Origin of the sequence: Zobellia roscoffensis (assembly GCF_015330165.1) — a bacterium.
In the GTDB taxonomy this organism is placed as follows: domain Bacteria; phylum Bacteroidota; class Bacteroidia; order Flavobacteriales; family Flavobacteriaceae; genus Zobellia; species Zobellia roscoffensis.
This window is the reverse complement of the sequence record NZ_JADDXT010000002.1, coordinates 2630573-2655143: the sequence shown is the minus strand read 5'-3', so window position 1 is coordinate 2655143 and position 24571 is coordinate 2630573. Positions and strand designations below refer to the sequence as shown.

Annotated in this window: 16 protein-coding genes; 6 read left to right on the top strand and 10 right to left on the bottom strand. The window is 40.6% G+C overall.

Annotated elements, in window-relative coordinates; genetic code table 11:
- Together IWC72_RS11080 and IWC72_RS11075 are read left to right on the top strand one after the other, a co-directional pair.
- Positions 1–906, top strand: a complete 906-nt coding sequence (locus IWC72_RS11080; protein ID WP_194526265.1) for a PorP/SprF family type IX secretion system membrane protein — start codon at positions 1–3, stop codon at positions 904–906.
- Positions 907–1002: 96 nt separating this feature from the next.
- Positions 1003–1683, top strand: coding sequence for a hypothetical protein (locus tag IWC72_RS11075; protein WP_194529809.1), 681 nt, complete (start codon positions 1003–1005; stop codon positions 1681–1683).
- On the opposite strand, the gene IWC72_RS11070 is transcribed toward IWC72_RS11075, so the two are convergent.
- The 4 genes from IWC72_RS11070 to IWC72_RS11055 all read right to left on the bottom strand — a co-directional run bounded on the left by IWC72_RS11070 (position 1684) and on the right by IWC72_RS11055 (position 6013).
- Complete coding sequence (locus IWC72_RS11070; protein ID WP_194526263.1) at positions 1684–2841, bottom strand: MFS transporter; 1158 nt, start codon at positions 2839–2841, stop codon at positions 1684–1686.
- A 129-nt stretch (positions 2842–2970) separates the two neighbouring features.
- Complete coding sequence (locus IWC72_RS11065; protein ID WP_194529808.1) at positions 2971–4026, bottom strand: M12 family metallopeptidase; 1056 nt, start codon at positions 4024–4026, stop codon at positions 2971–2973.
- A 191-nt stretch (positions 4027–4217) separates the two neighbouring features.
- Entirely contained in the window at positions 4218–5489 is a 1272-nt protein-coding gene (kynU, locus tag IWC72_RS11060; RefSeq protein ID WP_194529807.1) for a kynureninase, read from the bottom strand.
- Positions 5490–5545: 56 nt separating this feature from the next.
- Positions 5546–6013 (bottom strand): GNAT family N-acetyltransferase, encoded by a 468-nt coding sequence (locus IWC72_RS11055; RefSeq protein ID WP_194529806.1) that lies wholly within the window; start codon positions 6011–6013, stop codon positions 5546–5548.
- 68 nt (positions 6014–6081) lie between these two features.
- Between IWC72_RS11055 and IWC72_RS11050 the strand changes: the two genes are divergently transcribed.
- Positions 6082–6723 (top strand): O-methyltransferase, encoded by a 642-nt coding sequence (locus tag IWC72_RS11050; RefSeq protein ID WP_194529805.1) that lies wholly within the window; start codon positions 6082–6084, stop codon positions 6721–6723.
- Here IWC72_RS11050 and IWC72_RS11045 read toward each other — a convergent pair.
- From IWC72_RS11045 to IWC72_RS11020, 6 genes are all read right to left on the bottom strand, one after another.
- Positions 6689–7261: a phosphatase PAP2 family protein gene (locus IWC72_RS11045; protein WP_194529804.1), complete on the bottom strand. Its 573-nt coding sequence runs from the start codon at positions 7259–7261 to the stop codon at positions 6689–6691. The genes IWC72_RS11050 and IWC72_RS11045 overlap by 35 nt on opposite strands.
- 2 nt (positions 7262–7263) lie before the next feature.
- A complete protein-coding gene (locus IWC72_RS11040; RefSeq protein WP_194526257.1) occupies positions 7264–7602 on the bottom strand; it encodes a Sec-independent protein translocase subunit TatA/TatB in 339 nt (112 codons plus the stop codon).
- 84 nt (positions 7603–7686) lie between these two features.
- Entirely contained in the window at positions 7687–9999 is a 2313-nt protein-coding gene (locus tag IWC72_RS11035; RefSeq protein ID WP_194526256.1) for a M1 family metallopeptidase, read from the bottom strand.
- Positions 10000–10059: 60 nt separating this feature from the next.
- Complete coding sequence (locus IWC72_RS11030; RefSeq protein ID WP_194529803.1) at positions 10060–10566, bottom strand: DUF6702 family protein; 507 nt, start codon at positions 10564–10566, stop codon at positions 10060–10062.
- 49 nt (positions 10567–10615) lie between these two features.
- Positions 10616–11395, bottom strand: coding sequence for a carboxypeptidase-like regulatory domain-containing protein (locus IWC72_RS11025; RefSeq protein WP_194529802.1), 780 nt, complete (start codon positions 11393–11395; stop codon positions 10616–10618).
- Positions 11382–12131: a hypothetical protein gene (locus tag IWC72_RS11020; RefSeq protein ID WP_194526253.1), complete on the bottom strand. Its 750-nt coding sequence runs from the start codon at positions 12129–12131 to the stop codon at positions 11382–11384. Before IWC72_RS11020 ends, IWC72_RS11025 begins: the two co-directional genes overlap by 14 nt.
- Before the next feature lie 329 nt (positions 12132–12460).
- On the opposite strand from IWC72_RS11020, the gene IWC72_RS11015 reads away from it, so the two are divergent.
- The 3 genes from IWC72_RS11015 to IWC72_RS11005 all read left to right on the top strand — a co-directional run bounded on the left by IWC72_RS11015 (position 12461) and on the right by IWC72_RS11005 (position 24452).
- Positions 12461–16519 carry a beta strand repeat-containing protein gene (locus IWC72_RS11015; protein ID WP_194529801.1) on the top strand — a complete coding sequence of 1353 codons (4059 nt, stop codon included), beginning with the start codon at positions 12461–12463 and terminating at the stop codon, positions 16517–16519.
- A 35-nt stretch (positions 16520–16554) separates the two neighbouring features.
- Entirely contained in the window at positions 16555–17706 is a 1152-nt protein-coding gene (locus IWC72_RS11010; protein WP_194529800.1) for a gliding motility-associated C-terminal domain-containing protein, read from the top strand.
- A gap of 413 nt (positions 17707–18119) precedes the next feature.
- Complete coding sequence (locus IWC72_RS11005) at positions 18120–24452, top strand: midas domain-containing protein (protein ID WP_194529799.1); 6333 nt, start codon at positions 18120–18122, stop codon at positions 24450–24452.
- Positions 24453–24571: the final 119 nt, after the last annotated feature.

The window sequence follows — 24571 nt, the reverse complement described above, 5'->3', positions numbered from 1 at the left end:
ATGACAGCACTTAGAAATCACCTAGTAATTTTGGCGATATGCTGTGCCTTTTTCTCAAATGCACAACAGCTACCACAGTTTACACAATACATTTATAATACTATGTCTATAAACCCTGCTTATGCAGGCAGCAGACAAACATTAAATGCTACCGCTTTGCACAGGAACCAATGGGCCGGTATAGAAGGGAACCCAACAACAAGTACACTATCCGTTCATACGCCCATACGCTTTAGCAATGTAGGAGTTGGTCTATCCTATATAAATGACCAATTGGGGTTTGAGAAAACAAATTACATTTATGCAGACATCTCATATACCGTTCCTTTAAGTAGAAATGTAAACATGGCTTTAGGATTAAAAGGTGGTGTTACCAACTACAAATTAGAAACTCCAGATGAGAGTGACCCCTTCTTTTTTGATGGTTTTTCTAAATGGAATCCAAATATGGGAGCTGGTATTTACATAAGTTCTAACAAATGGTATTTTGGCGCTTCTACCCCTCGTATTCTAAATACCGATTTAAATAATGGCGAATTCGTAGCATTGGAACGTAACAGTTATTACGCCATTGGTGGTTATGTGTTTGATATTGGTAAAACCACAAAATTCAAGCCTACGGCAATTATGAAGTATACCAATGGAGCACCCGCTACATATGACGTGACTGCTAACTTTCTCTTTTATGAAAAATTTTGGATTGGAGCTTCATATCGCTTTAATGATTCGGATAGTTTTGGGGTGTTAATGGATTATGCCATATCGGACTCCTTTAGAATTGGATATGCTTATGACCTACCTACCTCAACTTTCAGACCCTACTCAGGTGGTACACATGAGATCATCCTCATTTATGAATTATTCAATAGAGGGTTAAAAGCTATGAAATCTCCTCGTTATTTTTAGAAAGTAGCACTCATTTTTCAAGAAATCTTATGTAATGCCTTTCTCTGCAATTCGTGCTTTGAACAAAACCATCTATCTTTGGGAAAAATTCTAGCTATGGCAAAGTACTTTTCCACATGTATTCTTTTTACAATTCTTTTTATCAGCTGTAAAGAGACCAAGAAAACGGAGGCACCTCAACCCGAAAAAGAGCTGACTATCCTAGAAAAAATCGCCTATGCCAACGGGTATGAAAATTGGAATAAAGTTGAGGAGCTAAAATTCACTTTTAATGTAGATAGAGATACATCTCATTTTGAGCGTACTTGGGTTTGGCATCCAAAAAAGAACCAAGTAACTGCTATAAGCGCAGATGAAGTTCTAACGTACAACAGAAGCGATATGGACAGTACGGCTTACAAAACCAACGGTGGGTTCATAAACGACAAATATTGGCTCATAGCCCCTATCAATATTTTATGGGATAAAAACGGAAGTACCAACGAACTTACCCCAAATGCGGAGGCTCCTATTAGCAAAACACCAATGCAAAAATTAACGGTCATTTACAAGCAAGAAGGCGGCTATACCCCTGGTGATGCCTATGACTTTTATTTTGGAGATGATTATCTAGTCAAAGAATGGGTCTTTAGAAAAGGGAATCAAGAAGAACCGTCAATGACTACCACCTGGGAAGATTATACCGAATCAGGCGGACTTAAAATTGCCAAAATGCATCAAAATGAAGATGGAAGTTTTAAACTTTATTTTACCAATATTGAAGTAAAAACAAACTAATTACGAAGCTTTTCTACTGTTTCGCTTCAGCTTAAATGTAGCCGCCAAAACCAAAAGGGCACAAGCAAATAATACAAAAAAACAGGTTTTTAGCGAAAAACCATCTGCTATAAATCCTAGGATTGGAGGGGCTACTAAAAAGCCGGCGTAACCCGTGCCCGCTATAAACGATACACTCTGCGAAGAATCCACTCCTTTTACTTTTCCACCAATTCTAAATACTTCTGGCACCATTACGGAAAAACCGAGTCCGCTTAAAGCAAAACCAGAAATAGCCATATAGGTTTCGGTGCTCAATACCATAACATACCCAATTAACACCAATACGGCTGCAAAGGTTACCATTTTTACTGAACCTATTTTTTCACTAATACCATCACCCAAAAACCGCCCCAAAGTCATGGTAACTTGAAATCCCAAAAACCCGGCTCCCCACAATACTTCTGGTGCCAAACTTATCTCTTTTAAGTAAAGTCCGCTCCAATCTACGATAGCCCCTTCGCTTCCCATGGCAACAAATGAAATAAGTCCCAAAAACAACATCGGTTTAAAAAGCTTTAAGCTAAACGCTTCTTTTTCTTCCACTGCGGCAACCACTTTTTTATACTTTCCATGGAAAATAAAATTAACACCCAAAACCAGTACAACTGCAATTAACATATGTAAAGGCGGATTACTAAGCGGGCCTATGAGAAAGCTTCCTAGCCCAGCCAATACACCTCCCAAACTAAAAAATCCGTGAGCAGCACTCATAAAACTTTTCTTGTCTTCTTTTTCTAGTTCAGTCACCAATGTATTCATGGAAATATCCGTAAAACCATTGGAGGCCCCAAGTAAGAACAATGCTGCCATTAACGTATAATAACTAGGTGCCAACAAGGGTAAAAGAGCCGCTATACTACTAAGAATAACTCCATACCAAGTAGCACGCCCTACCCCTATTCTATTAATAATAGAAGAAGCCAATGGAAATACCGTAAATACACCAAGCGAAAGAAAAAATATAGCTAGACCTAATTGCGATTTATCTATCTGAAGTTGTTCTTTAACTGCTGGAATATAAATAGCCCAAGTACCAAAAAGGATATTTATACTGGCAAAGACCCAAGCCGCTCCAAAATAACGGGAATTGGTCAGAATGAGACGTAACGATTTCATACTACATGTTTCATACGAAGGTAATTTAAATACCTCTGTCCGAAAATGAAAAAAGACCACCTTTTTAAGATGGTCTTCCTTAATTTGTAATGAGCGATACTCAGCCCTATTTTAACCCCAGATCGGTGTTTAATTACAATTTTCAATGTAGTTCCAGCGGGTATAATCCCGTTGATACAAACGGCCATAGTACAGCACATAATCTCCTACACTATAACTTTTGCTTGATGAATAATTAGGAGCTGTATCACATAAATTCTCAGGTTCCGGGTCAGGGTTACCACCTCCACCATTTGCAGAAGGATAGGCCGCATTAGTTCCTTGAATATCCAATGAAGACAAACGGGCTTGCCGCTGCGGTAATATATTTCCACTAAGATCAGTAATAGTAGGCTGTCCATTTTTACTGAAGGTATAACTGCCGTACATCATAATAGAATTGACATCAAAAGAGCCTGTTAAGAACGTTGCGGAACTACTCTTATAAAACTGGTCTTGTGCATTAGATTGTATATTCTCGGTTCTGATGATAATATGATTATCTCTATCTGACCTGTTCTGCTCATGAATATATCCCAAGGTATGACCCAATTCATGAATAATAACTACTGCAGTAGCTCGGGTTCCTAATTGAATATAGCCACGGGAATTATACATACCCAAAGTAGCCACTCCAGAATTACTATTTGAACCAGAAGAAGATATAGTTACATAGTTAGATTGATTGGTACGTTCCTTAAAAGTAACATTGGTTTTATTGGACCATTCGTCAAAAGACTTTTGTAGTTCACTACGAACGCTAGAACTTAAACCATCAATTACGTAGTAAACGGTATTGTCTGTCCATTTTCTAACGCCACCACCCAAAGCTAAGGCTGACAGCTCTTCACCTGGAACGGGATTTGGATTATAGGAATCTGCAGAATCTGAAAGTTGGTCTTCAAATAAGCGTGTATCTGTACCGGCAAGACTATAGGTTCCATCTGCTTCTAATTTCACCTGAACCGCATCACCCATAAAATATTTAGTGACAAATTCTGTACCTTGATCTGCCGGAACTTCCGTTTGGGGGACTACGGAAGTTTCGGCTTCAAGTTCAGTAGTATCATTGGAGCAGGAGACAATTACCAATGTACAAACTGCCATTAAAAGCATAAGTGAAGTAGGGAATTTCTTGTTTTTCATTTTTTAAATTTAGTGTTCAATTAAGTTTTGGGGCTAAAACTTACTCTTTATGTACGGGATTGACCATCAAAATAGTCGACGAATGGTCTATATTATCGACGAAATACACTAACTAAAAAAGTTGAAAATTGACAAATCTCTCCCCATCCCAATAGAATTGGGGGAAAAGTATAAATTGAAAGAAATAGGATTTATATTGTTTTAATACCCTCTTTTAAGATTTGACCAAACCGATACATATCTTCATAAGAGCAGTAAAAAGGTGCTGGTGCCAAACGAATCACATTTGGTTCACGCCAATCTGTGATAACTCCATTTTCCATTAAATAATCAAAAAGTGGCTTTCCTTGTCCGTGAAGAAAAACGGATAACTGCGTACCCCTGTCCTCAGGCGTAATGATTTCAAAAGTAGTGCCCTCCATTTCTGCATCTATTTCATGGAGAACAAACTCTAGATACGCAACTATAAGATCTCTTTTTGCTATCAAAGCATCCATACCCACTTCTTCAAACATTTCCAACGAAGCCAAATAAGGGGCAACGGACAGTACCGGTGGATTGCTTAACTGCCAAGCATCTGCATTCTCCATGGGTTCAAATTCTGGTTTCATTAAAAACCGTGTTTCCTTTTTAGTTCCCCACCAACCTTCAAACCTGGAAATATCTTTCTGATTCAAATAGCGCTCATGAATAAAAATCCCAGAAGCATTTCCAGGCCCACTATTCATGTATTTATAACTACACCAAGCAGCAAAATCTGCGCCCCAGTCGTGCAATTTCAATTCTATATTACCTGCACCATGGGCCAAATCCCAACCTACATTGGCACCAACAGCCTTACCTGCTTTGGTAATGGTTTTCATGTCAAAAACCTGACCATTATAATAGTTTACTCCCCCTATGAGTACCAAGGCCAATTCATCTCCTATTTCGTTTATTTTTTCTAAAACATCTTCGGTACGCCAGAAGTTTTCACCTTCTCTTTTTTTCACCTCTACCAAAGCATCATCAGGATTTAGGCCATGATGTCTCACTTGACTTTGCAGCATATACTGATCAGATGGAAATGCTTTCTCTTCACAAAGAATTTTATAACGTTTGGCCGTAGGCCTATAAAAAGTAACCATCAAAAGATGAAGGTTCACTGTAAGCGTATTCATTACGGATACTTCCTCCGTCTTTGCTCCTACTACTTTGGCCAAGGGAGCCGCTAATTGCTCGTGATAATCCCACCACGGTTTATCCGAGTGAAAATGACCTTCTACCGCAAGATCCTTCCAATCGGTCATAACCTCATCCACAAACTTTTGAGTTCGTTTGGGTTGTAATCCAAGAGAGTTCCCTGTAAAATAAATAACCTGCTTACCATTTACTTTCGGAAAGTAAAATTCATCGCGATAGCTTCGCAATTTATCTTCAGAATCCAGTTTTTGGGCAAACTCTAAGGTGTTCTCGAATTTCATAAAGGTCTTTTTTTCAAAAATACAATTTCGGTAGGGATATTAAAGCTATTGCTCCGCTACTTTAAATCAACAATTCGCATCTCAATAATGTGCTTCTTAAAACCTGCTTTTTCATAGGCTTTAATAGCTCCATGGTTTTCATCATAAACGGTAAGGCGTATTTCCGTAATACCCTTGGAGACGGACCAATCCTTTAAAGTATTTACGATCCTCTTATTAAGCCCCTTTCCCCTAAAATCCGGATGCGTATACATAAACCCCAAATAACTATAATTTTCATGATTCAGGTAGGGTTTGGCAGGTCTAATTTTGGCATAGCCAGATGCTACTAAACACCCATCAGATTCAACAACAACAACCTCGGCTGTATCACTTTTTATCAGCTCCCCCAAATCATAGTAACTAATTGGATCTGGCTTAAGCGTTGGGTCATACGGTCGCTCAAAAGCGATGATACCTTGCTCAAATTCTTGCAATGTATCTAAATCGTCTAATAACGCTCTCCTGGTTATAAATTCACTCATAGTTTCAAAGGGTCTATTCTACTATTACGAAGTTCTAAAATACTATATATTTGCACAAATTATAGGTCATGCATTTCTTATCTGCGGATTTAGAGGATTACATTCAAAACCATTCTGAAAACGAGCCCCAACTACTCCAAGAACTCACCAGGGAAACACATCTTAAGGTTGTCCGTCCACGGATGCTTACAGGACATTTTCAAGGAAGAGTACTGAGTGTTTTATCAAAAATAATCTATCCAAAAAACATACTTGAAATAGGTACCTACACAGGGTATTCTGCTCTTTGTCTAGCCGAAGGCATGCAAAAAAATGGACAATTACATACCATAGATATTAACGAAGAACTTCAGGACATTCAAGAACGTTATTTTTCGCGTAGCCCCTACAAGGACCAAATTTTTCAGTATGTAGGCGATGCAAAAAAAATCATACCTCAATTGGAACGTACTTTTGACCTTGTTTTTATTGATGCCGAAAAAAAAGACTATCCTGATTACTTTGAACTGGTCATGAAAAAAACCCATCCAGGCAGTGTTATACTCTCGGATAATGTATTGTGGTCAGGAAAAGTTGTAGAACCTTTAGACCGAAAAGATAAGGTAACGCCAATTCTTTTAGACTTCAACAAAAAATTAAAAGAGGATCCACGGGTAGAAACGGTATTACTACCTATCAGGGACGGCTTAACCCTAAGTAGGGTGCTATAAGTCTTACGTAGAGGTTATAAAAAAACAATGCAGAAAGCACGCCAACGGTAGAACCTACAATAATATCCGTGGGAAAATGTACGCCCACAAAAATACGGCTAGACACAAAAAGTAATGGCCAGATATAGAACAACCAACACCACTTAAAGCGGTTTCTCAAAAATAACACAACAATAGTAGTTGCCGAAAACGAACTAGATGAATGCCCTGAAAAGAAACTATAACTAGAAGATGGCTTTAGAATACGAATAAGCGTATTCATGGTCTCATCATTATTGGGGCGCAACCTTGCTACCACTTCTTTGGTTAAATCGGTAAGGGTAGTGACAAAAAATATCATCCCAACGATAGTGAGAATCACATATATGGCTTCCCTTTTGGGATATTTGATAAAAATCAAAACAAAAAACAAAACAAAAAGAGGAATCCAAGTAGAAAAGTGCGTTACAACAATCCAAAACTGGTCGTAATCTTCAACACCTAAATTATTCAGATAGATAAAGGTTTCCCTATCCCATTCTAGAATACGGTCTAGCAAATCTAACTTCTTTTGATAGTTCCGGTAACATCATCAACGCTCTTCTTAACGCTGCTCACTCCCTTCTTAAGGTCATCACCTATTCCTGAAGTAAGATTATCCTTAACATCATCAATATCCTTTTTAATGTCCGTGATAAAGCTGGTATCAACACCCTGCTTATCAGCGCTTTTCTGAATTTCTTGTTTAATATCTTCCGTAGCGTCTTTTAGTTGACGCATGCCCTTGCCCAGCCCTTTGGCTATGCCGGGAATCTTATCGGCACCGAAAACCATTACCACAATGAACATGATAAAGAAAATTTCGCCTCCGCTAATGAATAAAAAGTGTAATGAATACATATTCACAAATATAATGAAGTTTAAATAGAAAATCCTGTCAGGTAAAGAAAACCTAACAGGACTTTTTGTGATATTAACACTATTTTATTTGCCTTTAACAGCATTTTCCTTCATCCTTTCAAAATCAGATTTCTCTTCTTTCTTAGGCCATGAGTTATTAGATGTATCTATATCTGCCGTTTCTGCTTTTGGATCAACAACAATACCGGTAAGTTCTGTCTGTGAAGATATAACTACACTCACTTCTTTATCGCTCTTTCTCCAAATTTCAGGTGGGTACGTAACATTCTTGGTAGTACCGTCCGCATAAGTGTATTCTACAATTATAGGCATAGGTATACCTCCTGGCTTATCATACGTAACTTGATAAAAATATTTAGGCTCTTTAACAGCTGCTCTTTCATCTGCCGTTAAGTTATCCATCATAAATTCTTTAAGTGACTGTGAGTTTTCAGATGGTTTTTTACCTTTTAAGTTGTTATCCAATTCTTCACTACCTTCTTCAGCCATATATACCAACGGTGGCAAATCTGCCTCCGTAATACCACGAGCCGCCATATATGCCTGCATTTTGTCTGTAGGCTTATCCGTTACGTAATATTTTTTGATGTCTTTTACTCCTATATCAACAAAATCCGTAGTGTAGAACCAACCTCTCCAGTACCAATCTAAATCTACTGCAGAAGCATCTTCCATAGTTCTAAAGAAATCTTCTGGCGTTGGGTGTTTGAACATCCACCGGTGCGAATACGTTTTAAAAGCATGATCAAAAAGTTCTCTACCCATTACGGTCTCACGAAGTATATTTAATGCGGTAGCAGGCTTTCCGTAGGCATTAGGCCCCAACTGATAGACATTTTCCGGATTAGACATAATTGGCGCAAGTGTACTTTGGTCACCTGCCATGTAAGGAACAACCTTAGAAGGATCTCCCCTTCTTGATGGATATTTATCGTTTGGTGCTATAGCTTCCGGATATTTCTCCCCAAATTCTTGTTCTGCCATATACTGCATAAAAGTATCAAGACCTTCATCCATCCAGCCCCATTGGCGCTCATCGGAATTAACGATCATTGGAAAATAGTTATGGCCCACCTCATGAATAATAACACTGATCATTCCGTATTTTACACGATCGGAATACGTTCCATCCTCATTAGGGCGACCATAGTTCCAACAAATCATTGGGTATTCCATACCTTGTTGCTTGGCATGAACCGAGATTGCTTTAGGATAAGGATAATCAAACGTATGTGATGAATATGATCTTAACGTATGCGCTACGGCTTTTGTAGAATACTCTTCCCACAATGGGTTACCTTCTTTTGGGTAAAGCGAAACCGCCATAACATCTTTGCTACCCACTTTTACAGCCTGCATATCCCAAATAAACTTTCTCGAAGTTGCAAAACCGTAATCTCTTACGTTCTCTGCTCTAAACTTCCAGGTTTTCTTCTTTTCAGAAAAGCCTTTCTCTGCTTCTTCGGCCTCTTCTTGGGTTACAATCAATACAGGCTTGTCATAAGACTTTTTGGCTTTTTCGTAACGCTTCATCATTTCTTTGGAAAAAACGTCTTTTCTATTCTGAAGTGTTCCCGTAGCATCTAAAATATGATCCGCCGGTACCGTAATATTTACATCATAATCACCAAAAGTAAGGGCAAACTCACCGCTTCCCCAAAACTGATGGTTCTGCCAACCCTCTACGTCACTATACACTGCCATTCTTGGAAAGAACTGCGCAATAACATAAGAACGATTACCATCTTTTTCAAAATATTCGTAACCAGAACGGGCTCTATTAATAGTGTGATTAGGAATATTGTAATCCCACTTTATTGAAAATGATACCTGCTCTTTACTCTTTAAAGGTTGGGGAATATCTATACGCATCATAGTCTGGTTGATGGTATATTTTAAAGGCTTTCCGTTTGCATCTTTTACGTAGGCTATATTGAAACCACCGTTAAAAGGCTCGGTCATATATTTTTGGGCAAAAGCACCTGCCTGTTCTGCCATTGGCACACCACCACCATCGCGCAAAGGCGACTTTGATGTTTTGGCACGTACGTTCTGATCCAATTGCAACCAAAGATATTCTAGATTATCCGGAGAGTTATTGGTGTAAGTAATGGTTTCTGTACCGTAGATTTTTGCATTTTTATCATCAAGCTCAATATCCATTTTATAGTCTGCTTGCTGCTGATAATAATCAGGCCCAGGAGTTCCTGAAGCTGAACGATAATTGTTAGGAGTTGCAAACTCTTCGTATAACTGTTTGAATTTGCTTTGATTATAGTGACCAGGTTCCTTGTCCGCATTAATACCTTCTTGTGCCATTAAAATGTTGGCAAATACAAAAAGTAACGAAGCAAAACAATACTTTAATTTGTTCATATATCTGTGTGGTTTTAATCCGTGAAAATTATAATATTTTAAGGAATAGTTACCTAAATGTTATAATTTTAACATTCCTTTAGTACGCGATTTTACCAAAACGAAGCTCTTTTTATCATTTCCGAATTTTAAGTGCACAATATTTTGCTGATCCTCAAAAAGGTCTGTAAGAATTTCGTTCTCTATTTGGATAGATTTCAGGGTAGACAACTCAATATTTGGTACTTCAACATAAAAAATAAGTACATCTGCATCATATTTCCTACCAATATAGGAGTATGACGCAGTGCTTCCGTTTACTTCCACCACAAATTTTGACCTCAGATATTTCTCTAAATATTCATCTGCCAAAGGGGATTCATTGTCCGTATTCAACTTCGCTTTTATATCATACCGCTCTAACAACAATTTATCCAAATCATCTATAAAAACACGGGAGGTAATCTGCAATGCCTTGTCCTTTTCCGAATAATTAACGTTCGTTACGCTAACGTAAAACTTGTGTGCGGCGGAGAATGCCATTAAAGGAAGTACCAATACTACCAAGAACTTTTTAAAAGACTTCATAATCTCATTTTCTATTGCAAAAATAGGCAAATGTTATGCCAAAAAGGTATCAATCTAAGGTGTTGTTTTTTCTGTAGACCGCACTTTTCCGCTCCATGAACGCCCAAATTTTTAAATGGTCATGGGTATCTACAACCTCCTGAAAAGTAGCATCTACCTCACAGAAATACATAAACTCATCAATTTTGTCCAAGGGAATTTTTAGCTCGGATGTAAAAAGAGAATCCGCATAGAACTCACGGACCCGCTCCGTTCTAGCGTACGTATTATTCCGTTTTACGCGAGCTTTCAACATTTTTTTTCGTCCTGTAATCATATTGATCAAAGGATCAAAGCTCATATACGGGTTTGCCGTTGCAGCCTGAAATTCGCGTTCGGCTTTACTTATGGGCTTGACATATGCATTTGGCAACCCTAAAGTTGAAGCCGTAACAACGGCTTCGGTTTTTAAGGTGTTTAAATCACTTGCTATGTTACCCGAAAGGCTATACGGCATTACTATAACTTCATCCAGCTCCGTCAAAGCTTCTTCTAAAGGAACCATTAAAAGCTTGCTTTCAAGAATACTTAAAGAAATTACAACCTCTTTGCGCTTATACTGAACGGCGGAAAACACCAAAGTATCATTCAGCTTTACGGTAATATTAAAAAACCCATCAATATCTGTAATCGTAGCCTTTTTTGTAGTGGTATTTAACACATGAGTGGCGGCAACATCTCCATCTTCACTATAAACACGACCTTCAATTTCTGTCGATAAAAAATTCTGGGCACACAATGATGCCAGAGGTAGGAAAAAAAATAGATAAAGAAGTTTATTTCTCTTCATTCATTTGTTCTCGGTACGCTTTGCTTTTGTTTACAAGAAAATCAATCAACTCAAATTCGTTTTTCTTTAAAAGCAACGCGTATTCAGGTTCATGGGTATCTATATATTGTAAAAAATCGTCTATTGAGGCCTGAGACAATTTAAGATCTGTAACAAAAAACTCATCATCATATACCTGCCTTAGCACCTGGCTCATTTTCATACGTGGGCGCTTGTCCGCATCTTCCGATTTTGCCGTTTTAGCCAATGCCTTAAAAATGTTTACAAAGTTAAGTCCATCTTTCATTCCTCTATCAGATTGGCTCAAAGCTATATTTTCCACTTCCGAGGAGCGATCAATATCATACTCGATCTTTTTAAATTCTTCATTCTGTAACTGTATAAACTTCTCCTCGTTCTCCGGGCTAACTACCACCTCATCTAATTCGGTTACTTTTTCATTTACCTCAACAACCAAACGGCCGTTCTTAATAATGGCCTCAGTGACTTTTACTACTTCTAATTGATAGTTTACCGCAGTAAATGCCAATTCATCACCCGCTTTGGCCATAATTGCAAACTGCCCCTTTTCATCAGATATTACGGCATTCTCCGTAGTTATATTAATAACATTCTCGTTAGGCACACTTATATTTCTGTATAGTACCGTACCTCGCAACAATAAGCGATCATCATCTTGAGCAGTTACGGATAAGAAAGCAAAAAGTATACATAATACAGTAGGGATAATCTTCATCTGGTTGTTTTATAAGTAGTCTTGAAAAAAGACACGGTTTTTTTATACTAAATTTTAAGGCAACTTTATAAGCAGTACTTTCGTACCATATAAAGCTGTAGCTCTTTTTAATTAAGTGGATAAAGAAAATACAAGTTTTGGTCTTAAAAAAAACATGGTGGCTAAACTTTTGTTAATTCGTAATAGAACTAAAATCAATGACATAACTACCTCATTACTAAGACCCGTAATCCTTTTAGCTAGACTAATCTGTAGTTTGTCTTGTTAAATTAGATTAATACTAAGATAATTTTATTTTTGTTGACCCTAATACCTTAAATCGCAATAGTATGCAAAAGCGCATCTCGATACCGTTATTTTTTATCGGTTTTTTCCTCATCAGTTTTGCTCAAGCACAAGTAAAAATAGGTGACAACCCCCAGGTCATTGATCCTGCCTCTATTCTAGAACTAGAAAGTTCAGATAAGGTATTGGTCATTACTAGGGTAGATTCATTACAAATGACCACTATTGTACCCAACCGTGGTGCCTTGGTCTATAACACTACCGCCGATTGTGTGTACTATTTTGATGGCACTGCATGGATCAGTATGTGCGATGGTGTTGGCGGTGGCGCTCTCACGGCTACCCCTATTGTAAATTCTGAAAGTACCATTGTAATTACGCCAACAGAAGGCGGCAACAATTTTGAGATAGCCCCTAATAGTATTACCAGTGACCAAATTTTGAATGGTGGTATTAACGGAGTGGACATACAAAATGGATCTATTGGTAGAGGAAAATTAGCGCCTAATGCCGTAGATAAAGCTAGAATTGCTCAAAATGCAGTTGGCCCGTATGCCATTGACCGCGATAGTCTTCCTTTAAGTTTTTTTAATAATGATGCCGGTTTCATTACCGGTGCCAATGTGGTTAGTGGTGATGCAGATAATTCTATTACCATTTCTACTACCGATGGAGGTGCTTTCTTTGATGCCACTTCTTTAGAAGATAATATTGCAGCAAATGCAGCTGATATAGCGGCTAGCGATAATAGTAATATTAACGAATTACAGGATATTAATTTTGACCCAGTATCCAATCAACTCTCATTAACTGGCCGTCCAGGTTTTGTTACTATCCCCAGAGCAGATGGGTCAGATACAAATATTACTGCAGGAAACAATGTTTCTATCACAGGAACGGGTACAGCCACTAATGCCTATGTTATTAATGCGGATGATGAAGTTGATGGTAGTGTTACGAATGAACTTATAACTGGCGTTCTTTTGAATGCCGCTAACGAATTGGTTATTACAGAAGCAGGAACCAATACTACGGTAGACTTAAGTTCTTTGGCCGGTGGTACTGGAACCGCTGATGGTGTTATCTCAAATGTAGTATATAACGCAGCTGACAATAACCTTACTTTTACAGGTACTGACGGAGGCTTTAACGGTACAATCAATCTGGATGATTTAGATGGTGGTGGTACAGGAACTAACCAAAATGCAGCACAAGTACCCGTTGCAGCAACAGCTGTAAACTATACCGCTGCAACTGCAGATGTAGAAGCGCATTTAGCAGGGATAGATGCTGCCTTGGCAGGTGGTAGTACAGACAACCAAACAGCTGCAGAAGTCCCCTTCACAGCAACAGGAAATACGGTTAGTACCAATGTTCAAGATGCCTTGGTTGAGATTCAAACTGAAGTAGATGGCATTAGTGCCGGTGGTGAAGTAAACACTTCTTCTAGCCAAGGTGTAGGAGGTGTAGCTATTGCTCTACCTAAAGCTGGAGTAAATTTACCTTTCAAAAGTATAAATGCTGCTGATACAGGTTTTCTATCCGTAACGGATGACACGGCAAATAATGAAGTTGACATAGCTATTAAACCGGCTGTTGCATTAGCTACTCCTGCTGATCAAATGTTGATTACTGATAAAGATACTGATTTAGTAACTTGGGTTCCTGTTCCTGATGGAGCTACAGTTGTTGTAGATACTGATGCGGAAGACGGACTTTCCGATTACGACGCTAGTAACGGTTACGACATAAATGTAGATGATGCTACCATTGAAATTCACACGGACGACAATTTAAGAATCAAACCTGCAGAACCTTTAGCTACACCTGCAGACCAAATGCTAATTACCAACAGTACTACTAATGAAGTTGAGTGGGCTCCTTTTGCCCCACACACCGGGGAACCAAATTCACTGTTTTTCGCGGATGCAAGTGGAAAACCAATTGATACCTATGCCACTACGACTGATAGAGACAATGGCGCTCTGTTTTGGGATCCTACAAAAAGAATAAGTTCAGGTGCTTTATTTATCGGCCTAAAAAAAGGAGCCGGTGCTGACCCTGATAGCCCAGTAGGAGACAATGCCAAGGTAGTAATTGCTGAACGTGTTTCTGGTGCTACTAATTTTGCCTACCCTCTTCAGATTCAAAATGAAAATGGGTTGAATTCTGGTGGAGCCGGTGCTGGAATATTATTTGCCGTTGATCGTGGCGGCTCACATGGTAAAGGGGCTTTAGCCTACGAAAGACTAGGAGCATGGGGTGTAGGCGATTTTCATTTTCTACAAAATACTGCAGCCACTACTGATATCCCTACCCTAGCGGACAAAGCTTTCACCGTAAAAAACAATGGAGACATCGTCCTTTACAACGGTATTGAAATTGCCGGAGATCGCGGAGATGCCAATCAGGTATTGACCTCTAATGGAACTGGAGCCGTTTCTTGGGAAGATGCAGGTGAACTTTCCATTACGGATGCTGATACAGATGACGCTTTGGTAGTCCAGACTGATGGTAAGGGTTATAATATTGGTGTTGATGATACTACGATTGAAATTATTACAGATGCTTTACAAGTTAAAGACGAAAGTATAGACTCTGATAAAATTAAAAATAGTAGCATTGCTCTAGTTGACCTTAGCCCAATGGGAGCAACGGCCAATGGAGAAATATTAAAATGGGACCAAGATAATTTAACGTGGACCATAGGAACTGATAATGGTGGATCTACAACTTATACAGGAGGAGCTGGTCTTACACTTACAGGAACTAGCTTTACAGTTGACAATTTACAAGGAGAAGTAACTGGACCAACTTCTGCTACTGTTATTGCTGATGATGTAATTGGAACCGATGAATTAGCCATAGATGCTGTTATCGAAGAAAACATAATTGCAAATGCTGTTACATCAGCTAAAATAGCACCTAATACAATTGCCTTAGATGACCTTAGTCCAATGGGTGCAACTACAACCGGTCAAATCCTAAAGTGGAATCAGGCTACAACACAATGGACCATAGGAACTGATAATGGTGGATCTACAACTTATACAGGAGGAGCTGGTCTTACACTTACAGGAACTAGCTTTGCAGTTGACAATTTAGCAGGAGAAGTAACTGGACCAACTTCTGCTACCATAATAGCTACCAATGCTATTACAGCAGATAAAATAGCTACGGGAGCGGTAAATACAGATGAGATTGCAGCAGGAGCTGTGGTTACCAATAGTATTGCCAACGACAATGTTACTCCTGATAAAATTTCACAAGGAACAGACGGTCAAATATTAACAACAAATGGCACTGCTGTTGCTTGGGCTGATGCCAAAAATATTGCAGAATCGGACTTAACTCAAACTGCAGATCGAACGTACGATTTAGATGGTAATAAACTAAATTTTACAGGATCTGGCAGCGTTGGGATTGGGATATTCGGAGGAACTGAACCTGTCCAATCAACTGATAAATTAGATGTAAACGGTCAAACGAGATCAAGAGGTGGCTTCGCAGCTAGTCCTGGTTCTGCTAACCTACCTAGTTACGGGTTCTATACTAATGGGGATAATGGAACGGGGATGTTCAGAGCGGCCAATCTTCAACTCGGTTTTTCGACTGATGGTAATGAAGCTTTAAGAATTGACGCATTACAAAATGTAGGTATTGGAACTACTAACCCTTCTGAAAAACTTCATGTAGCTGGTAATATTCTTGCAGATGGTAATTTAATTACTTCTGGAGATGTAATCTATGACGGAGCATTGGTTGATAATATCCCCGATTACGTTTTCCAAAAGTACTTCTTAGGTAACTCAGAATTAAAAGACACCTACAACTTTACAAACCTTGTAGAAGTAGAAGCTTTTATAAAAGAAAATCATCACCTACCAGGTGTTACCTCTGCCGTGGAAGCGAAAGAAAAGGGACAATGGAACCTGAGTGCTTCTAACTTGCAAAACCTAGAAAAAATAGAAGAACTTTTCCTTCACACCATAGAACAGGAAAAGGAAATCAAAAAACTAAAAGCGGAAAAAGAAGCCATGACCAACGAGTTAAAGTCCATGAAAAATGATATAGAAGAAATTAAAGCACTTCTAAACCAATAAAAACGGGCACAACTGAGTTTAATCTTGTACAGAACATGAAGAAACATCTTTACATAGCAGCTCTTATTTTGGCAACGGGCGTACAAGCACAAGAGGCGTTGTACAATACCGGCAACCTGCGTATTCACGAAGGTGGTGTTATGGGCCTCCATACCAATTTGGTAAATGATGGTAGTTTTGATGAGAATCTAGGCTTGGTCGGTTTTTATGGAGACAACCTCCGTACCATTAGCGGTAGCTTACCCGCTACTTTGTATGATGTGGAATTCGTAACGGGTGGAGGTACGGTTTTACAGAACGCATTAAACGTATTGAACAATGCCAATTTCGTTAGCGGAGATATCATTACAGACCGCGTACAACCTAACATTACCCTTAATTTTTTAACAGATGCCTTCCCTAATGGCCAGAATGATATTAGTAAGGTAGATGGGTATGTAAGCGTAAATAATCAGCAAAACTTTATTTTCCCAGTAGGAGATTTTCAGTATTTACGTCCCTTAATACTAAACTCGGAAGGCGTTAATGCCGTAGCAAGATGTGCCTACTATATAGAAGACCCAAATAGTCCAAGTATACTTCCGGGTGCGTTCAACACCAATAATAAAGACGTAGAAATTGGCGACATTAGTACCGTAGAGTTTTGGCATTTAGAAGGTTCCGTATCTTCTGCAATTCAACTCTCTTGGAACGAACGTAGTAATATGGGTCTTTTGACCAATGATGTTAACGAAATTGTTATAGTAGGTTATAGCAAAACCTCAAACCGATGGGAAAGCCTTGGTGGACCTGCTCCTGCTGGAAATCTGAATCAAGGTGTGGTAGCTTCTGGTTCTTTTGTTCCAGATGACTATGAGGTACTCACTTTTGCTGCAATGGGCGAACCTAGAGATTATCTGGACCTAGAAAATTATTTTGTTTCCCCTAACGGAGATGGTATAAATGACTTTCTTGAAATCCCGGAATTGGCACTTTCACCAAATAACTTCATGCAAATTTATAACCGAGAGGGACTCAAAGTATTCGAAAAAGCAAATTACACCAATGAGTTCAACGGACTTTCAACACAAAATAACTTTGTTGTAACAAGAGGCGATGGACTTCCATCGGGCGTATATTTTTACATTGTTACACTAGACGACTTAGACCTTGAATTTCAAGGGTTTTTATATTTGGCGAACGATTAATTCTTAAAAAGAGGCCTTAGAGCCTCTTTTTTTATGCCGTTCATCGATGTTTTACGTCGTATTACTTACGATACAGAATTTACTTACAACTTATTTCCCTTAAGACACTACACTTTCCCCTGGCTACACAACAAATACTGTGCAGTTCATCGATCAAGCCGTAATTTTAAATAAAAATTGAAAATTCCAAGTATACGGATTCGGTTCGTTTTTGAGATATAACAAACTCTATTATTCCTAAACTAACCTTCACACTCACAGTTCTTTAAAACAAACCTATTAAAGAATAAGGGTTTTCAATTGTACAGCATCAGATGTATCCAAACCCGTTTTTTGAATATTAAATCAAAATATCCACAGGGGTTGAATTCAATCATAATGTTGAAAAAATTGCTAAATAAATTATACCAAAGATGAAAAACGTTCCCCTCGTTGTTCTACTCTTTTTAACTCAGTTAGCCATCTCACAAGTTAAAATTGGCGACAACATTAATCAAATAGACGCTGCTTCCCTTATGGAATTGGAAAGCGCTTCAAGGGTACTGGTAGTTACACGGGTAAACAATGCCCAAATGAACACCATTACCCCATTGAACGGCGCACTAGTCTTCAATACAGATGAAAACTGCCTTTTTCAGTATACTAACAATTTATGGTCTAGCCTTTGCGTAAATGTTGCGGCTGGTGAAACCGTTACTGCCTTATTAGAAAATAATGACGGTACCGTAACCTATACAAATGAAGCTGGCAATCCCGTTATCATCTCAAAAGCAAATTTAATAGATAACCTAGATGGCAGCTTTACCTTTAATAATGGTAGCGGCCCGCTTAATTTTACGGGTACGGATGACCAAAACCTTGAGAATGCTAATTTAGACGAGACTACTTCTATTTTAACAGTTGAAATTGAAAATGGAAACAATACTACAGCAGACCTTTCCGCATTGGAAGAATCCGCAGATATCACAGCCGTCCAAAACGATGTGGACCAAAACGAGTCCGACGCGGACACCGCTATTACTGCTGTGCAAGATGACGTGGACCAAAACGAAGCTGATGCCGATGCAGCCATACTTGCAGAACGTAACAGAGCAATCGCTGCAGAAACTGCTATTCAAAACGATGTAGACCAAAACGAGTCCGACGCGGACAACGCAATTGCTACAGTTCAAAATGACGTGGACCAAAACGAAGCTGATGCTGACGCATCGATTCTTGCAGAACGCAACAGAGCAATCGCTGCCGAAACTGCTATTCAAAACGATGTTGACCAAAACGAGTCCGACGCGGACAACGCTATTATTGCAGTTCAAAATGACGTGGACCAAAACGAAGCTGATGCCGATGCGGCAATCGCCTTAAAGGAAGATTCCGCAAACAAATCCGATGATGTAACTCTTGCAGATGCAACGGACACTAAATTCCCAACCGAACTTGCCGTTAAAACTTATGTGGACGGAAGAATTGCCGCTACTGCGGATGACGATATTACAGGTGCCTCAATCAATGCTTCGAGTGTATTGAAAATTGATGAAGGGACTTCTTCCGTAACGGTGGACCTTTCAGCTCTTGAAGAATCTGCCGATATCACTGCCCTCCAAAACGATGTGGACCAAAACGAGTCCGACGCGGACAGCGCAATTACTGCAGTTCAAACTGACGTGGACCAAAACGAAGCCGACGCTGACGCAGCCATACTCGCAGAACGTAACAGAGCAATCGCTGCCGAAACTGCTATTCAAAACGATGTAGACCAAAACGAGACCGACGCGGACACCGCTATTGCTGCAGTTCAAACTGACGTGGACCAAAATGAAGCCGATGCCGATGCAGCCATACTTGCAGAACGTAACAGAGCAATCGCTGCCGAAACTGCTATTCAAAACGATGTAGACCAAAACGAGACCGACGCGGACAACGCAATTGCTGCAGTTCAAAACGATGTTGACCAAAACGAAGCTGATGCCGATGCGGCAATACTTGCCGTACAAAACGATGTCGACCAAAATGAGACCGACGCGGACAACGCAATTGCTGCAATTCAAACTGACGTGAACCAAAACGAAGCTGATGCTGATGCGGCAATTGCTCTCAAAGAAGATGCTGCAAATAAATCCACTGACGTTACCCTTGCAGATGCAACGGATACCAAATTCCCAACCGAACTTGCTGTCAAAACCTATGTAGACGGACAAATCACCGCCACCGCGGATGACGATATTACAGGAGCTTCAATCAATGCTTCGAGTGTTCTGAAAATCGATGAAGGTACTTCTTCCGTAACGGTGGACCTTTCAGCTCTAGAGGAATCAGCCGCTATTACTGCTGTGCAAGATGACGTAGACCAAAACGAAGCCGACGCTGATGCAGCCATACTCGCAGAACGTAACAGAGCAATCGCTGCCGAAACTGCTATTCAAAATGATGTAGACCAAAACGAGTCCGACGCGGACAGCGCTATTATTGCAGTTCAAAATGACGTGGACCAAAATGAAGCTGATGCAGACGCAGCAATACTTGCCGTACAAAACGATGTCGACCAAAATGAGACCGACGCCGACGCAACCATACTAACGGAACGTAACAGAGCAATCGCCGCCGAAACTGCTATTCAAAACGATGTGGACCAAAACGAAGCTGATGCTGATGCGGCAATCGCTTTAAAGGAAGATTCCGCAAACAAATCCACTGACGTTACTCTTGCAGATGCAACAGACACCAAATTCCCAACCGAACTCGCTGTCAAAACCTATGTGGACGGACAAATCACCGCCACCGCGGATGATGATATTACCGCAGCTTCAATCAATGCTTCGAGTGTATTGAAAATTGATGAAGGTACTTCTTCCGTAACCGTAGACCTTTCCGCTTTAGAAGAATCTGCCGATATCACTGCCGTACAAAACGATGTAGACCAAAACGAGTCCGACGCGGACAGCGCTATTGCTGCAGTTCAAACTGACGTGGACCAAAACGAAGCTGATGCCGATGCGGCAATTGCTCTCAAAGAAGATGCTGCAAATAAATCAACCGATGTCACCCTTGCAGATGCAACGGACACTAAATTCCCAACCGAACTTGCTGTAAAGACCTATGTAGACGGACAAATCACCGCCACCGCAGATGATGATATTACCGCCGCTTCAATCAATGCTTCGAGTGTCTTGAAAATCGACGAAGGTGCGACTTCAGTAACGGTGGACCTTTCCGCTCTGGAAGAATCTGCCGCTATTACTGCTGTGCAAGATGACGTTGACCAAAACGAAGCTGATGCAGACGCAGCAATACTTGCCGTACAAAACGATGTCGACCAAAATGAGACCGACGCCGACGCAGCCATACTAACGGAACGTAACAGAGCAATCGCCGCCGAAACTGCTATTCAAAACGATGTGGACCAAAATGAAGCTGATGCCGATGCGGCAATCGCCTTAAAGGAAGATTCCGCAAACAAATCAACCGATGTCACCCTTGCAGATGCAACGGACACTAAATTCCCAACCGAACTTGCCGTAAAGACCTATGTAGACGGACAAATCACCGCCACCGCCGATGATGATATCACCGCCGCTTCAATCAACGCTTCGAGTGTATTGAAAATTGATGAAGGGACTTCTTCCGTAACGGTGGACCTTTCAGCTCTTGAGGAATCAGCCGATATCACTGCCGTTCAAAACGATGTAGACCAGAATGAAGCTGATGCAGACGCAGCAATACTTGCCGTACAAAACGATGTCGACCAAAATGAGACCGACGCCGACGCAGCCATACTAACGGAACGTAACAGAGCAATCGCCGCCGAAACTGCTATTCAAAATGATGTAGACCAAAACGAGTCCGACGCGGACAGCGCTATTATTGCAGTTCAAAATGACGTGGACCAAAATGAGACCGACGCGGACAACGCAATTGCTGCAGTTCAAACTGACGTGGACCAAAACGAAGCTGATGCTGATGCGGCAATTGCTCTCAAAGAAGATGCTGCAAATAAATCCACTGATGTTACCCTTGCAGATGCAACGGATACCAAATTCCCAACAGAACTCGCAGTCAAAACTTATGTAGACGGACAAATTACGGCAACCGCCGATGATGATATTACCGCAGCTTCAATCAACGCTTCGAGTGTATTGAAAATTGATGAAGGGACTTCTTCCGTAACGGTGGACCTTTCAGCTCTTGAGGAATCAGCCGCTATTACTGCTGTGCAAGATGACGTTGACCAAAACGAAGCCGATGCTGATGCAGCCATACTCGCAGAACGTAACAGAGCAATCGCTGCCGAAACTGCTATTCAAAATGATGTAGACCAAAACGAGTCCGATGCCGATGCGGCAATCGCCTTAAAGGAAGATTCCGCAAACAAATCAACCGATGTCACCCTTGCAGATGCAACGGACACTAAATTCCCAACCGAACTCGCTGTCAAAACCTATGTAGACGGACAAATCACCGCCACCGCGGATGATGATATTACCGCAGCTTCAATCAATGCTTCGAGTGTCCTGAAAATCGATGAAGGTGCGACTTCAGTAACGGTGGACCTTTCCGCTCTAGAAGAATCTGCCGATATCACTGCTGTGCAAGATGACGTTGACCAAAACGAAGCCGACGCTGATGCAGCGATATTAGCTGTACAGAACGATGTAAACCAAAATGAAGCTGATGCCGATGCGGCAATCGCCTTAAAGGAAGATTCCGCAAACAAATCAACCGATGTCACCCTTGCAGATGCAACGGACACTAAATTCCCAACCGAACTCGCAGTCAAAACTTATGTAGACGGACAAATCACCGCCACCGCGGATGATGATATTACCGCAGCTTCAATCAACGCTTCGAGTGTCCTGAAAATCGATGAAGGAACTTCTTCTGTGACGGTGGACCTTTCAGCTCTTGAGGAATCAGCCGCTATTACTGCTGTGCAAGATGACGTTGACCAAAACGAAGCCGATGCCGATGCAGCCATACTTGCAGAACGTAACAGAGCCATCGCAGCAGAAACTGCTATTCAAAACGATGTGGACCAAAACGAGTCCGACGCGGACAACGCAATTGCTGCAGTTCAAACTGACGTGGACCAAAACGAAGCTGATGCCGATGCGGCAATCGCCTTAAAGGAAGATTCCGCAAACAAATCCACTGACGTTACCCTTGCTGATGCAACGGATACCAAATTCCCAACCGAACTTGCCGTCAAGACCTATGTAGACGGACAAATCACCGCCACCGCCGATGATGATATTACCGCCGCTTCAATCAATGCTTCGAGTGTATTGAAAATCGTTGAAGGGACTTCTTCCGTAACGGTGGACCTTTCAGCTCTTGAGGAATCAGCCGCTATTACTGCTGTGCAAGATGACGTTGACCAAAACGAAGCCGACGCTGACGCAGCCATACTCGCAGAACGTAACAGAGCAATCGCTGCCGAAACTGCTATTCAAAACGATGTGGACCAAAACGAAGCTGATGCCGATGCGGCAATCGCCTTAAAGGAAGATTCCGCAAACAAATCCACTGACGTTACTCTTGCAGATGCAACAGACACCAAATTCCCAACCGAACTCGCTGTCAAAACCTATGTAGACGGACAAATCACCGCCACCGCGGATGACGATATTACCGCAGCTTCAATCAACGCTTCGAGTGTATTGAAAATCGATGAAGGGACTTCTTCCGTAACGGTGGACCTTTCAGCTCTTGAGGAATCAGCCGCTATTACTGCTGTGCAAGATGACGTAGACCAAAACGAAGCCGATGCCGATGCAGCGATAGCCGTTAATACTGCAGCCATAACTGCACACAATTCTGCCGACAACGATTTGAGCGAAACGAACGAAATTCAAACTTTATCCGTTTCAGGAAATGATTTAAGTATATCCGGGACCGGAGGAAATACGGTTACTTTACCCTCTATATCCGGCACAGAAGGATCTGTATTTTTTTCGGATGCAAGTGGAAACCCTACTGAAAATAATTCGCAACTATTTTGGGATGATACAGAGAATCGTTTGGGTGTGGGTACTGCAACTCCTGAAAATAAATTGGATGTTTCCGGCGCAATTCGATCCAGAGGAATACTCAATTCCGATGGTACAGTTGGAGAACCCTCATACAGATTTTCTGATGATACAAACACGGGCATGTATAGTCCTGCAGCAGATGAAATAGGACTAACGGTAGGTGGTATAGAAGCTATCAACATTGATGAGACATCAAACAAAACTACAGTTACCATAAATGAAACCCTTGATGTAGACGGACAAATTTTAGATGAAAACGATTCTGCAGGAACCGCTGGACAAGTTTTATCCGCAACCGCAACAGGCACGGAATGGGTAGACCCTCCTTCTTCAACAGGAAACGCCAGTATTAGCGCCGATGACGGGAATAGCATTACCGCAGGTTCAGACTCCGGTGTTTTTTATGCCAGCCCTATCAAAGCCTTCGGAAAGGTTTCAGCTTTAGGGGTTATTGTAAAATCTACCCCCAATATTATCGTATCCAAATTGGCTGGATTAGGTCATTATCTTGTTACCTTACCTATAGGTATCACCTTAGATTCGGATTACATCATTCAACTATCTCAACCTGGAAGAGGTGGTGCTGGTAACGATGACCCAGGTATATCCTACAGCAACCAAACCATCAGAACTTTTGAAGTAATCATAGGCGATAATGATAACGGAGGTACTGACCGCGCAAGATTTGATTCCGAATTTATGTTTACCGTTTTAGATTTATAATAGTATGGGAAATTATCACATCAGTTTAAGAACCTTAAAACAAATTTTCACAGCACCTATTTTGCAATGGGTTTTAGGTACTCAAACTTTGTATCCCATAATTCCACCCTCCTACTCTC